This is a genomic window from Micromonospora sp. BL1, from assembly GCF_003667485.1.
Lineage (GTDB): Bacteria > Actinomycetota > Actinomycetes > Mycobacteriales > Micromonosporaceae > Micromonospora > Micromonospora tulbaghiae.
In genome coordinates this window covers 1-13,160 of the sequence record NZ_RCVK01000176.1, presented here as the reverse complement: position 1 = coordinate 13,160, position 13,160 = coordinate 1, and the positions used below count along the sequence as shown (strand labels likewise).

Here is a 13,160-nt window from a genome sequence, read left to right as displayed (position 1 = left end):
GGGGACGGCGGCCGGGTCACGAGCCCTGGACCACGATCTCCTGGACGCCGAGCTTCCAGCCGCTGCCGCTGTCCTTCGCCGGCAGCTTGGTGATCCAGAACAGCAGGTACTGGTACTTCTGGTCGGGCTCGAAGGCGTTGAAGATCATCTTGGTGCCGCCGTCCTCGTTCGGCGGCCCGATCAACGTCGAGTAGGCGTTGACCAGCTGCTTGTCGCCGGCGGAGGTGGACGGGAAGTCGCCGCGAGCGCCGGTGCGCAGCTCGACGGTGGCGCCGGTGGCCGACAGCGTGGCCTCCAGCTGCTTGACCGAGTGCGGGGCGCCCAGGTCGATCCAGACGCCCATGCCCTTCTTGATCCCGCCGAACTTGCCGTTGTTGCGGTAGCTGTTGGTTTCCCAGCCCTCGTCGTCGTTCCCGTCGATCACCTTCTCGGCGTTGCGCACCTCGGCGCGGTCGCCGTCCGGGTCGATGATCCGTACGGCCTCGATGGTGAGCTTGCGGACCTGCGCGGCGGGCTCGTCCCCGCCCCCGGTGGCCGGCGCGCTGTTCGACGGCTGGGCGACCGGCTCCTTGCCGCCGTCGTCGCCACCACCGAGCGCGTTGATGCCGATGAGCAGCCCGACCAGGGCCACAGCCAGCAGACCGGCGATGCCGACGGCGACCTTGCGACCGCCGGCCGCGGCCAGCGGGGAGGGCTCCTCGCCGGGCTCGGCGGTGAAACGCAGCGGGCCGGCCTGCTCCAGGAACTGCTCGTCGGCCGGGATGTCGAGCCGGCTCAGCTCGGCGGCCAGCACGTCCGACGACGGCGGCGCGATCTCCGGGTCGAGCAGGTCCATGGTGAGGTCGTCGAGGTAGGCGGGCACACCGGCGCGCATCTGCCGGGGCGCGGCGATCGCGCCGCCGGCGTCGCGGACGGCGTCCGGCAGGGCGGCGCGGCCGTGCCCGGCGGTGGCGCCGTGCAGCGGGGCCTCGCCGTGCGGCCAGTGCCCGGTCAGGGCGAAGTAGAGCACCCCGCCGACCGCGCGCAGGTCGTTCTCCTGGCTGTCCGCACCGTCGGTACGCGCGTCGGCGAGCACCACCCGGCCGTCGTCGCTGATCATGACGGTGCCGGGGTGGAGGTTGCCGTGCACCATGCCGGTGGCGTGCACGGCGGCGAGGGCACTGGCGACGGCGTTGCCGATAGCGGTGGCCCGGGCCGGGTCCAGCGGCCCGTCGGCGGCGACCATTTCGCGCAGCGACTGCCCGTCGACCCACTCGCGGACCACGTAGGCCCGGTCGTCCTCGTCGATCGCGTCGTAGACGCCGACGAGATTGGGGTGGATGACGCGGCTCGCGGCGACCGCGGCCTGAAGCATCTCGGTGGCGGAGTCGCCACCCGGGTAGCGGAGGACCACGGCGACGGGACGGCGGAGCACCACGTCGACACCGCGCCAGACCAGCCGGCCCGCGCTGTCGTTGTTGATGTGCTCGACCAGTTCGTACCGCTCCGCGAGCAGCTCACCGACCGTGGGAGCACCGAAGGTCACGACCGCAGGAGAGGTCTCCTCCGCTTCCTGACCCTCGCCGACCTGGGTCACCCGTCCTCCCTCGGTGATCGCGTCGATCGATGGACCCGTGCTGCTGGGCATGTGGCTTCCCGCTCTACCTTCGGTGGAACGGCCGCGGTGTCGACACCCGCGTCGATCCCGGTCGTACCCGTCGAGAGCGACCTTACCCGGGATGCCCGGTTCTCCGACATGTCATCTTCCCGCTGTGACCGGCCGGAAGGCCAGTCGCCACGGGCCCCGGCCGGGTCGCCCGCCCACCCGGCGGGCGAGCCGGACACGCACCGCCAATCTAAAGGTTGACGGCAAGGAAGCGGCACAGGGGCGTACCGGTGCGGCGGCGGGAAGGTTTTCCCCGCCCCGGCCTGCGCTCCCTCATCCGTACGGTTGGTTGTCCACAGGCCGAGAGGCCCATTGGACGGCGGAATTCCAAGTTATCCACAGCCGTATCCCCAGCCTGGTGATCCTCGTTCACCGTCGGTCACCGAGGGGGTCAACGCCCGAGGCGCCGCCGGACCATCCCGACCACCTCGGTGATCTCGCCGATCCGCAGCACCATGGCGAGCCCGAGGTAGGTCGCGCCGATCGCCGCGCCGCCGATCACCAACTGGACCGCCGCGGCGAGCCAGCTCAGGCTCGCCGGGTCGCCGGGGAGCACCGCGACCACGAGTACGCCGACGAGCGCGGCGCCGAGCGCCGCCACGACCACCCGCCCGAGCGTCCGCATGATCCCGCCCAGCCCGATCCGGCCCACCCGGGGCCGCAGCAGCATCGCCGAGATGATCGCCGCCGCCAGGTACGACACCGCGTTGCCGAGCATCATCCCGGCCGCCGCGAACGTGTTCGAGAAGAGCAGGAACAGGCCCACCTGGAGCAGGACGCGCAGCGCCACCACCGGAATGTTGATCAGAGCCGGGGTGCGGGTGTCCGGCAGCGCGTAGAACGCGAACGTGAAGAGCTGGCTCACCGCGAACGGCACCAGGCCGAGCGCCGCCACCAGCAGCACGGTCGAGGTGGCCACCGCGTTGTCGCCGGTGAACGCGCCGTACCGGAACACCACCACCGAGATCGGGGCGGCCAGCACCGCGTAGCAGACCGCGATGGGTGCGAGCACCGCGGTGACCATCCGGGTGCCCCGGGACAGGTCGGCGGTGACGTCGTGGAACCGGTTCTCGGCCGCAGCCGCGCTCATCCGGGGCATCAGCGCGGTGATGATCGAGACGGCGATGATGCCGTGCGCCATCATCAGCAGCAGGAACACGTTGTTGTAGATCAGCAGGCCGGCGTTCTCGCCGTCCCCGCCGGTGGCCCGGTTGAGCAGGTTGACCACCACGAAGAGGCCGAGCTGGTTGACCGCGACGTAGCAGAACATCCAGGCGCCGAGCCGGGCCAGCTCGCGCAGCCCCAGCTCGCGGAAGTCGAACCGCGCCTTCCACCGGAAGCCGACCTTGCGCAGCGCGGGCAGCAGTCCGACCGCCTGCACCGCCACGCCCAGCAGCGTGCCGCCGCCGACCAGCAGGATCCGGTCCCAGCCCACCTCGTCGGGCCGGAGGCCGGTCGCGCCGAAGACGACGATGTACAGGCCGAACGTGCCGATCGAGACGAGGTTGTTGAGGATCGGCGCCCACATCGGGGCGGCGAAGTGCCCGCGCGTGTTCAGCACCGCGGCGATCAACGCGCTGATGCCGGTGAAGAACAGCATCGGCAGCATCAGGTACGACAGCCGGGTGACGAGCGTGGTGTACGCCGGGTCGTCGCCACCGGCCGCGTACACGGCGGTCAGCACCGGGGCCAGCAGCACCGCGATCAGCGCGGTCGCGGCGAGCGCCAGCACCGCGAGGGTCAGCAGGCGCTGTGCGTACGCCTCGCCCCGGTCCGCGTCGATCTTGCGGCGGCGGACCAGCACCGGAACCAGGACGCTCGTCAGCACGCCGCCGAGCAGGAACTCGTACACCTGGTTGGGCAGGAACTGGGCGGTGGTGAACGCGTCACCGACCATGGTGCCGAGCGCGGCACCGATCATCAGGTTGCGGATGAAGCCCGTACCCCGGCTCACCAGGCTGCCGATGGCCATCACCGCGCTGTTCGCCGCGGCGCTGGTCTCGGCGACCACCTCCTGCGGCGGCGCGACGGCCTCGACGCCGGGCTGGTTCAGCGGCTCGGCGGAGATGAAGGTGGCGCCGTCGTCCGGCGGCAGGCCGCCGCCGTGCGCGTTCGCGCTGCGGTAGAGCCCGCCGCTCATCTGCCAGCCTCCAAGGGGTACGTGGCGACCGGGCCCGGCCGGCCCCGCCCAACCGGAACCTTAGTCAACCCGGGCCCGTTACCCGCGCCCGGCGCGGTCGATCCACCTCCGGCCCGATAGGCTGGCGATCCCATGTCCGAAGCCTCCGCCTCCCACGCCGCCGACCGCCGCGAACTGACCGCCGCGCAGCGCAACGCCGTCGCCGAACTGCTCCGAGTCTCACCGGTCGCCGACGAGCTGGGCCGGCGCTTCGCCCAGGCCGGTCACGAACTGCACCTGGTGGGCGGATCCGTCCGCGACGCGCTGCTCGGCCGGCTCGGCAACGACCTCGACTTCTGCACCGACGCCCACCCGGACGAAACCATCAAGGTCATCCGCGGGTGGGCCGAGTCGATCTGGGAGACCGGACGCGAGTTCGGCACCATCGCCTGCCAGCGCGACGGCCTCAACCTGGAGATCACGACGTTCCGCGCGGAGGTCTACGACCAGGTCAGCCGCAACCCGGTGGTGCAGTACGGCACCAGCCTGACCGAAGACCTCAAGCGCCGCGACTTCACAGTCAACGCGATGGCGGTCAGCCTGCCCGACCACCGGTTCACCGACCCGTACGGCGGGCTGGCCGACCTCGCCGCCAAGATCATTCGTACCCCCGGGACGCCGCAGGAGTCGTTCCGCGACGACCCCCTGCGGATGCTGCGCGCGGCCCGGTTCGCCGCCCAGCTCCGCTTCGCCGTCCACCCGGACGTCCGTGCGGCGATGACCGAGATGGCCGCGGACCTGGACCGGATCACCGCCGAGCGGATCCGGGACGAGTTCACCAAGCTGCTCTGCGGCGCCGACCCGATCACCGGGCTGCGCCTGCTGGTCGACACCGGGCTGGCCGAGCGCTTCCTGCCCGAGCTGACCGGCCTCAAGCTCACCATCGACGAGCACGCCCAGCACAAGGACGTCTACGAGCACACGCTCACAGTGGTCAGCAACGCCATGTCGATGGAGTCCGACGGCTGCGACTTCGTGCTGCGCATGGCCGCGCTGATGCACGACGTCGGCAAGCCCGCCACCAAGGCGGTCGGCGCGGACGGCCGGGTCAGCTTCCACCACCACGAGGTGGTCGGCGCCCGGCTGACCAAGAACCGGATGAAGGCGCTGCGCTACTCCAAGGAGATCACCTCCCAGGTGGTCAAGCTGGTCGGGCTGCACCTGCGCTTCTACGGGTACGGCCGCGGCGAGTGGACCGACTCGGCGGTGCGCCGGTACGTCACCGACGCCGGTGACCTGCTGTCCCGCCTGCACAAGCTGACCCGCTCCGACTGCACCACCCGCAACCGGCGCAAGGCGGCCCAGCTCGCGGCCGACTACGACGCGCTGGAGGAGCGGATCTCCCGGATCGCCGCCGAGGAGGACCTGGCCCGGGTCCGGCCCGACCTGGACGGCAACGCGATCATGGAGCTGCTCGGCGTACCGCCGGGGCCGGTGGTCGGTCGCGCCTGGCAGTACCTCAAGGAGCTGCGCCTGGAGCGGGGCCCGCTGGACCGCGACGAGGCCGAGGCGGAGCTGCTGCGCTGGGCGCGCGACGAGGGCATCACCGGCTGAGACCGGCGTCCGTGATCTGACGACGATACGGCGGCGTGTCGACCGATCGGTTGACCCGTTCCGGTCGATGTCTCCCGCATGATGAGTCATCGGCAGCCGCCGAATCGACAGATGTGGCTGTCCGATCTCATCCGCCCGTCCGCTCCGGACGGTCGCTGGACACGGGGAGTCAATTCATGACACGTCACGGCGGCCTGCGCCGCTCCGCGCTCGTGGGGATCGCCCTCACCAGCGCCACCTCCATACTCTGCGCCACAGTCGCCGGCCCGGCCCTGGCCGACCCGAAGCGACAGTCGGTCCGCGGCGCCGGCACGGCCGAGGCGGTGCCCGGCCGCTACATCGTGGTCCTCAAGAAGGGCAAGACCACCCCGGCCAAGGTGAAGTCCGCCGCGTCCGCGCTGGCCGACGAGCACGGCGGCACCGTCCGCCGGGTCTTCGGCAAGGCGCTGAACGGCTACTCCGCCACGATGGACGTCCGGCAGGCCGCGCGGCTCGCCGCCGACCCGGACGTCGAGTACGTCCAGCAGGTCCAGCGCTGGAGCACCGCCGGCACCCAGACCACCCCGCCGTGGGGCCTGGACCGCATCGACCAGCTCAAGACCCGGACCGACGGCAGGTACACCTATCCGGCGACCGGCGCCGGGGTGACCGCCTATGTGATCGACACCGGTATCGACATCGACCACCAGGACTTCGACGGGCGGGCCGGCAACGGCTACGACGCGGTCGAGCAGGACGACGTCGCCCAGGACTGCCACGGGCACGGCACCCACGTGGCGGGCACGATCGGCGGTACGACGTACGGCGTCGCGAAGGCCGTCGAGCTGGTCGCCGTCCGGGTCCTCAACTGCGACGGCGAGGGCGACAGCGAGCAGGTGATCGCCGGCATCGAATGGGTCACCACCAACGCCACGGGGCCCTCCGTCGCGAACATGAGCCTCGGCGTCGGCCGCGTCGACCAGGCCGTGAACGACGCGGTCGCCCGCTCGATCGCTTCCGGCATCACGTACACGGTCGCCGCCGGCAACATCATGGCGAACGCCTGCGAGTCCTCGCCGGCGAGCGTGCCCGCCGCCATCACCGTCGGCGCCACCGACCGGGTGGACATGCGTGCCTGGTTCTCCAACTACGGCCGCTGCCTGGACCTGTTCGCCCCGGGCACCGGCATCGTCTCGGCCAAGGCCGGCACCAGCGCCGGCTCGGAGTCGATGAGCGGCACCTCGATGGCCTCCCCGCACGTGGCGGGCGCCGCCGCGCTGCTGCTGGAGGAGCACCCGGACTGGTCGCCGCAGCAGGTGCGGGACTCGGTCGTGACCACCGGCATCGGCGGGGCGGTGCACGACATCATGGGCTCCACCGACCGGCTGCTGCACATCGGCGCGGCGGCGACGGCCCGCGGCTCGTACGGGCTCAAGGCCCGGGTCAACGGCCGGTACGTCACCGCGGAGAGCGCCGGGGCGAAGCCGCTGATCGCCCGCGGCACCGCCATCGGGGCCTGGGAGAAGTACGACGTGGTCGACGCCGGCGGGGGCCTGTTCGGCCTGCGGGCGCGGGTCACGAACAAGTTCGTCACGGCGGAGAGCGCCGGGGCGAAGCCGCTGATCGCCCGCTCGGCCACCATCGGCGCCTGGGAGAAGTTCCAGATCGTCGACAACACCGACGGCACGATCAGCCTGAAGGCGGCGATCAACGGCAGGTACGTCACCGCGCCCAGCGCCACCTCGCCGCTGATCGCGAGCAAGACCGCGATCGGCACCGCCGAGAAGTTCGACTTCGACGCCCCGGCGCCGCTCGTGAGCATCAAGTCGGTGGTCAGCGGCAAGTTCGTGACGGCGGAGAGTGCCGGGGCGAAGCCGCTGATCGCCCGCTCCGCGACCGTCGGTGCCTGGGAGAAGTACGAGCTGGTGAGCGTCGGTGACGGCTTCGGCACCTTCGGCCTGAAGGCCCAGATCAACGGCAAGTTCGTGACGGCGGAGAGCGCCGGGGCGAAGCCGCTGATCGCCCGGGGTGCCTCGATCGGCGCGTGGGAAGGGCTGTCGCTCCTGCACTACAACGCCGACGGCTCGGTCTACCTGTACGCGAACGTCAACGAGAAGGCGGTCACCGCAGGCAGCGCCGGTACCAGCCAGCTCATCGCCAGCCGGACCATCGACTGGGGCGGCCCGCCCTTCGATCTGGGCGAGGGCGAGAAGTTCGTCATCGCCGTGCTCTGATCCGTACCACCGCACGACGCCCGCCGGCTCCCCGAGGGGAACCGGCGGGCGTCCGTCGTCACTGGGTGACGGTGGTGCCGTCCACAGTGTTCTTGCCGTTGTTCTGCGCGCTGCTGCCCAGCCGGGCCAGCAGGCCGGCCAGGTCGATGCCGGTCAGGTCGCTGCCGAGCTGCAGGCCCTGGGCGACGTTTCCGGCCACCGACTTGGTCAGCGACGACGCGCCGTCGGTGGAGATCACAGTCATCTTGTCGATCGCGCCGATCGGGGCGCTGGCCGCGCCGACCACCTCGGGCAGCACCTTGACCAGCAGGTCCAGCACGGCCGCCTCGCCGTACGCGGCGAACGCCTCGGCCTTGCGGGCCATCGCGTCGGCCTCGGCCTGACCCTTGGCGAGGATGGCCGCGGCCTCGGCCTGGCCCTCGCGCTCGACCGCCTCGGCGATCGCGGAACGGCGGCGCTGCTCGGCCTCGCCCTCCTTGGCGCCCTCGATCGCGTTCGCCTCGGCCAGCGCGGCCCGGCGGGCCCGCTCGCCCTCACCGGTGAGGCGGGCCTGCTCGGCGGACGCCTGCGCGGCGGCGATGGTGGCCTGCCGCTGCGCGTCGGCGTTGAGCACCGCCGCGTTGCGGTTCGCCTCGGCCTCCTGCTCGACCTTGTACCGGGCCGCGTCGGCCGGCTTGCGCACCTCGGTGTCGAGCTGGCGCTGCTTCAGCTCGGCGTTGCGCTCGGCCACCTTCTGCTGCTCGGAGAGGATCGCCTGGTCCCGCTCGGCCTGGGCGAGCGGACCGGCCGCGGCCGACTTCGCCTTCGCCGCGTCGATCTCGGCCTGGATGCCGGCCTGCTTGAGCGCCAGGTTCCGGTTCGCCTCGGCGATCGCCTCCTCGGCGAGCAGCCGCTCCTGTTCGGCCTGCTGCCGTGCCCGCGCCTCGGCGATGGCCGCGTCCTTGAGCACCCGGGCCGCCTCGGGCCGCCCCAGGTCCTGGAGGTAGGAGCCCTCGGCCGAGATGTCCTGGAGTTGGAACGTGTCCAGCACCAGGCCCTGGTTGGTCATCGAGTGCTCGGCCTCCTCGGCGACCGCGCTGGCGAACGCCGCCCGATCCCGGATGATCTCCTCGACGGTGAGCCGCCCGACGATCGAGCGCAGCGCGCCGGCGAGCACCTCGCGGGTGAAGTTGTCGATCTCCTCCTGCTGGTTCAGGAAGCGCTGGGCGGCGGCGCGGATCGCGTCCTCGGTGCCGCCGACCTTCACGATCGCCACCCCGTGCAGCTCGGTGCGGATGCCCTGCTTGCTCACCGCGCCGCGGATGCTGACGTCGATCCGGCGGCTGGACAGGTCGAGCGACTGGAGCTTCTGCACCACCGGCAGCACGAAGACCGAGGCGCCGAGCACGACCTTCTGCCCGGACATGTCGGTGGAGCGGGCTCCGTCGGCGGACTGGGTGGTGCGGCCCTTGCGGCCGGTGACGATGAACGCCTGGTTCGGCCCGGCCACCTTGATCCGGGACAACACGAAGAGGACGAGGACGACGGCGAGGAGGACCGCGCCGCCGATGGCGACGAGCAGGGGCATGGGCGTTCCCGTCTGTGTGGTGGTGTGTCAGTAGGTCTCGACGTGCACGCTGGTCTCGCTCAGTGCTTCGACCACGAAGATCCGGGTGCCGACCGGCATCGGCCCGTCGGCGCGGGCGTTGAGCTTCACCGGCTGGCCGGCGAGGCGGACCCGCACCTCGCCGTAGCCGCCGCTGGGGATCGGCGTCACCACCAGGCCGATCGCGCCGGCCAGGTGGTCGCGGGTGGGTGTGGCGTCGGTGCGCATGTTGCGGGCCGCGCGGCTCAGCCGCGCCGCCAGCCAGCCGGTGGGCACGGCCGCGAGCACGCCGCCGACCACCGCCGCCGCGATCATTCCGGGGGTACGGCCCCCGAGCAGTTCGTTGACGATCGCGCCGCCGAAACCGAACGCCCCGGTGAACCCGGCGGCCGCCTCCAGCGACACCGGCCCGTCGACGTCCGGCTGGCCGAGGTGGAGCACTCCCGAGCCGAGCAGGGCGAGCGTCAGCACGCCGACACCGACCCCGCCGATGATCAGGAAGATGAGCGTCCCGGTGGCCATGACCTGCACGGTATCGACGCCGTGCAACATCGACTTCGCTCAGCGGTCGTCCAGCCCGCCCTCAGCGAGGCAATGTCCGTGGGCGCGCGACAATGGGTGGCATGCGCTGGACCGTGCTCGACTCGCCGATCGGGGAGTTCTCCGTCGGCACCGACGACGACGCGGTGCGCGGCGCGCACTTCGGCCGGGTGGACGGGGCGGCCGACGAACCCGGTGACGCGGTGGCCCGGCTGGCGGTGGCGGAGCTGCGGGCGTACTTCGCCGGTGAGCTGACCGAGTTCACAGTGCCGGTGTCGGCGCCCCGGGGCTCGGAGTTCGAGCGCGCGGTGTGGCGGGAGATGACCCGCATCCCGTACGGGGAGACGAAGACCTACGGCGAGGTGGCGAAGGCGGTCGGAGATCCCGGCGGCGCCCGGGCGGTCGGGGTGGCCTGCAACCGCAATCCGGTGCCGGTGATCGTGCCCTGTCACCGGATCGTCGGTGCGGGCGGCAAGCTGGTCGGCTTCGGTGGCGGGCTGCCGCGCAAGGTGACACTGCTGGAGCTGGAGGCCTCGGTGGCGCTGCGGCGAGCCTGGTCCTGACGTACGCGAAGAAAGAAGGCCGGGTCCGCGCGGACCCGGCCTTCTTCCTCGTGCTCGTGCTGCGTGTCAGCGCTCGATCTCGCCGGCGATGAACGCCTCGACGGCGGCGTGCGCGTCGTGGTCGGCGTACTGCTCCGGCGGGGACTTCATGAAGTACGAGGAGGCGGAGAGGATCGGGCCACCGATCTTCCGGTCCAGCGCGATCTTCGCGGCGCGGACGGCGTCGATGATGACACCGGCCGAGTTCGGCGAGTCCCACACCTCGAGCTTCAGCTCCGCGTTGAGCGGGGTGTCACCGAAGGAGCGGCCCTCCAGGCGGATGTACGCCCACTTGCGGTCGTCCAGCCACGGCACGTGGTCGGACGGGCCGATGTGCACGTCGCTCTTGCTCATCTCGTGCGGGATCTGGGAGGTCACCGACTGGGTCTTCGAGATCTTCTTCGAGACCAGGCGGTTGCGCTCCAGCATGTTCATGAAGTCCATGTTGCCGCCGAAGTTGAGCTGGTACGTGCGCAGCAGCTCGACCCCGCGGTCCTCGAAGAGCTTCGCCAGGGCGCGGTGCACGATGGTGGCACCGACCTGGCTCTTGATGTCGTCGCCGACGATCGGCAGGCCGGCGTCGGTGAACTTCTTCGCCCACTCCGGGTCGGAGGCGATGAAGACCGGCAGGGCGTTCACGAACGCGCAGCCGGCGTCGATCGCGGCCTGGGCGTAGAACTTGTCGGCCTCCTCGGAGCCCACCGGGAGGTAGGAGACGACCACGTCGACCTGCGCGTCGCGCAGCGCCTGCGCCACGTCGACCGGCTTGGCGTCCGACTCCTCGACGATCTCGCGGTAGTACTGGCCGAGACCGTCGAAGGTCGGGCCGCGCTGCACGGTGACGCCGGTCGGCGGCACGTCGCACAGCTTGATCGTGTTGTTCTCGCTGGCGACGATCGCCTCCGCGAGGTCCATGCCCACCTTCTTGGCGTCCACGTCGAACGCCGCGACGAACTTCACGTCCGAGACGTGGTAGTCGCCGAAGGTGACGTGCATGAGACCCGGGACGCGGTCGTTCGGGTCGGCGTTCCGGTAGTACTCCACGCCCTGTACGAGGGACGAGGCGCAGTTACCCACACCGACGATGGCGACGCGGACGGAGCCCATAGCGTCTGCCTCCTTCTTCTTCATCACGGCCGCTCTGTCCTGGACGTTCCAGGCGTGGGCGGGCTGTCGTTGTCTCCTCGGCCACCGGCCGTCCCGGGTCGCGGGTCGGCCGGGGCCCGGCCGGAGCGCTCGTTGGCGATGAGCTCCTCCAGCCAGCGGACCTCGCGCTCACAGGCGTCGAGCCCGTGGCGTTGCAGTTCCAGGGTGTACGCGTCGAGGCGCTCGGCTGCCCGGCCGAGCACGTCACGAAGACCTTCGCGACGTTCCTCGATCTTGCGGCGACGACCTTCCAGGATCCGGAGCCGGGTGGCCTGGTCGGTCCGGGCGAAGAACGCGAAGTGCACGCCGAAGCCCGTGTCGTCGTACGTCTCGGGTCCAGCCTGCGCTATGAGCTGGGCGAAGCGTTCCTTGCCCTCCGCGGTAATGGTGTAGACCACCCGACCGCGTCGGCTGGTCAGCGCGGGTACCTCCTCGGCGGTCGCGGGTGTCTCGGCGGCTTCGGCGATCCATCCCGCCGCCTGCAGCCGACGCAGCGTCGGGTAGAGCGAGCCGTAGCTGATCGCCGCCCGGATGGCACCGAGCTTGGCGGTCAGCTCCTTGCGCAGCTCGTAGCCGTGCATCGGTGCCTCCTGCAAGAGGCCGAGGATGGCAAGCTCGAGCACGGGCCATCCCCTCTTTCCCCCTGCGCGGAGCACTAACCACCGCGATGTATCGGACCGATACATCGCACGTTAGCGGAGAGGTGAGGGTGGGGCAAACCCCTGCTTACGCGACGCGGTCCTCACGCATCGTGACCATGGTCGCCTGGGTTCGCCGGAGCGCGTACCCTTTGCCGCATGCGTACGCAGCGCCAGGTCGTCGACTACTCGCTTCAGAAGCGGGCTGTGCTGCGTGAACTGCTCGCCGGGCGGGTCGGCACGTACGACGTCTGCGACGCCTCGCCGTACCTGAAGAACGCTGCTCGTTTCCACGGCGAGCCGACCGACCACCGCTGCCCGATCTGCCGCAGCGAGAACCTGATCCACGTCCACTACATTTACGGTGACGAACTCAAGCAGTCGGCCGGCCAGGCGCGTACCCGGGCCGAGTTGCCCGTCCTGGCCATGACGCTGCGTGAGTTCCAGGTGTTCGTGGTGGAGGTCTGCCCCGGCTGCGACTGGAACCATCTCGTCGAGCAGTTCCTGCTCGGCCGGGACGGCCTCGCGGGCGAGGCGGAGGACGCGGACGAGTCGGTCGCGGCCAACGGCTCCACCCCTCGGCGAAGGCGAGAGGCGCAACGGTGAACGCGGCTGTCCCGATCACTGCCGGCCCATTCCCCGGGTGGCAGGATCGACAGCCCTTACGCGTAATTGGTCCGAATAGATCGGATTTGACGGGCGATCGCTGGCACGGCCGGCGGGTAACGTCCCGTGTTCCAGCTCACGGCAACCCGGTGGCGGCGCCCCCGCGCCCCACCGCGACCGGCAGGGTGTGAGGAATGAACTACGGCGATCCCAGTTCTTCGCGTGGGCGGGCCCAGATCCCGGGCCCGAACGGCGACCCCGGTTCCGAAGGGAGCCGGGGCGGGAGCGGTTGGTCCGGCGCGGCTGAGGGCGGCGCCTCGGCGCGCGCCTCCGCGACACCGTACGGCGCGGGCGGCCGGGCCTCGGTCGGCGGCGCCGCTCCGGCGCCGCGTGGGGCGGCAGGCTCGGCCTCGGTCGGCCGGGCCGGCGCGGGCCGCGCCTCGGTGCCCGTC

The 13,160-nt window shown here is 71.3% G+C and carries 10 protein-coding genes; 4 read left to right on the top strand and 6 right to left on the bottom strand.

From position 1 onward, the window contains the following. Nucleotides 1–16: 16 nt before the first annotated feature. Nucleotides 17–1,627, bottom strand: coding sequence for a protein kinase family protein (locus EAD96_RS07260; protein ID WP_199733087.1), 1,611 nt, complete (start codon nucleotides 1,625–1,627; stop codon nucleotides 17–19). Nucleotides 1,628–2,036: 409 nt separating this feature from the next. Then, nucleotides 2,037–3,785 (bottom strand): murein biosynthesis integral membrane protein MurJ, encoded by a 1,749-nt coding sequence (murJ, locus tag EAD96_RS07255; protein WP_121683693.1) that lies wholly within the window; start codon nucleotides 3,783–3,785, stop codon nucleotides 2,037–2,039. Nucleotides 3,786–3,917: 132 nt separating this feature from the next. Between murJ and EAD96_RS07250 the strand changes: the two genes are divergently transcribed. Further along, nucleotides 3,918–5,378: a CCA tRNA nucleotidyltransferase gene (locus tag EAD96_RS07250; protein WP_121683692.1), complete on the top strand. Its 1,461-nt coding sequence runs from the start codon at nucleotides 3,918–3,920 to the stop codon at nucleotides 5,376–5,378. A gap of 176 nt (nucleotides 5,379–5,554) precedes the next feature. Continuing rightward, on the top strand, nucleotides 5,555–7,591 hold the full coding sequence (locus tag EAD96_RS07245; RefSeq protein ID WP_121683691.1) for a S8 family serine peptidase: 2,037 nt from the start codon (nucleotides 5,555–5,557) through the stop codon (nucleotides 7,589–7,591). Between the two features lie 58 nt (nucleotides 7,592–7,649). On the opposite strand, the gene EAD96_RS07240 is transcribed toward EAD96_RS07245, so the two are convergent. Then, nucleotides 7,650–9,158, bottom strand: a complete 1,509-nt coding sequence (locus tag EAD96_RS07240; protein WP_121683690.1) for a flotillin family protein — start codon at nucleotides 9,156–9,158, stop codon at nucleotides 7,650–7,652. 27 nt (nucleotides 9,159–9,185) lie between these two features. Then, entirely contained in the window at nucleotides 9,186–9,728 is a 543-nt protein-coding gene (locus EAD96_RS07235; RefSeq protein WP_121683689.1) for a hypothetical protein, read from the bottom strand. Nucleotides 9,729–9,799: 71 nt separating this feature from the next. Here EAD96_RS07235 and EAD96_RS07230 point away from each other — a divergent pair, with 71 nt between their 5' ends. Then, nucleotides 9,800–10,279 carry a methylated-DNA--[protein]-cysteine S-methyltransferase gene (locus tag EAD96_RS07230; RefSeq protein WP_047892731.1) on the top strand — a complete coding sequence of 160 codons (480 nt, stop codon included), beginning with the start codon at nucleotides 9,800–9,802 and terminating at the stop codon, nucleotides 10,277–10,279. A gap of 66 nt (nucleotides 10,280–10,345) precedes the next feature. Here the strand turns inward: EAD96_RS07230 and EAD96_RS07225 are convergent, their stop codons facing one another. Next, a complete protein-coding gene (locus EAD96_RS07225) occupies nucleotides 10,346–11,425 on the bottom strand; it encodes an inositol-3-phosphate synthase (RefSeq protein ID WP_013289364.1) in 1,080 nt (359 codons plus the stop codon). 23 nt (nucleotides 11,426–11,448) lie between these two features. Continuing rightward, complete coding sequence (locus EAD96_RS07220; protein ID WP_120572535.1) at nucleotides 11,449–12,087, bottom strand: PadR family transcriptional regulator; 639 nt, start codon at nucleotides 12,085–12,087, stop codon at nucleotides 11,449–11,451. A 174-nt stretch (nucleotides 12,088–12,261) separates the two neighbouring features. Between EAD96_RS07220 and EAD96_RS07215 the strand changes: the two genes are divergently transcribed. Beyond that, entirely contained in the window at nucleotides 12,262–12,708 is a 447-nt protein-coding gene (locus tag EAD96_RS07215; RefSeq protein ID WP_120572536.1) for a DUF5318 domain-containing protein, read from the top strand. Nucleotides 12,709–13,160 lie beyond the last annotated feature (452 nt).

Excerpts from the sequence above, each read along its gene's own strand:
- EAD96_RS07260 (WP_199733087.1), bottom strand. The coding sequence starts at position 1,627 with ATGCCCAGCAGCACGGGTCCATCGATCGACGCGATCACCGAGGGAGGA.
- murJ (WP_121683693.1), bottom strand. The coding sequence starts at position 3,785 with ATGAGCGGCGGGCTCTACCGCAGCGCGAACGCGCACGGCGGCGGCCTG.
- EAD96_RS07250 (WP_121683692.1), top strand. The coding sequence starts at position 3,918 with ATGTCCGAAGCCTCCGCCTCCCACGCCGCCGACCGCCGCGAACTGACC.
- EAD96_RS07245 (WP_121683691.1), top strand. The coding sequence starts at position 5,555 with ATGACACGTCACGGCGGCCTGCGCCGCTCCGCGCTCGTGGGGATCGCC.
- EAD96_RS07240 (WP_121683690.1), bottom strand. The coding sequence starts at position 9,158 with ATGCCCCTGCTCGTCGCCATCGGCGGCGCGGTCCTCCTCGCCGTCGTC.
- EAD96_RS07235 (WP_121683689.1), bottom strand. The coding sequence starts at position 9,728 with ATGTTGCACGGCGTCGATACCGTGCAGGTCATGGCCACCGGGACGCTC.
- EAD96_RS07230 (WP_047892731.1), top strand. The coding sequence starts at position 9,800 with ATGCGCTGGACCGTGCTCGACTCGCCGATCGGGGAGTTCTCCGTCGGC.
- EAD96_RS07225 (WP_013289364.1), bottom strand. The coding sequence starts at position 11,425 with ATGGGCTCCGTCCGCGTCGCCATCGTCGGTGTGGGTAACTGCGCCTCG.
- EAD96_RS07215 (WP_120572536.1), top strand. The coding sequence starts at position 12,262 with ATGCGTACGCAGCGCCAGGTCGTCGACTACTCGCTTCAGAAGCGGGCT.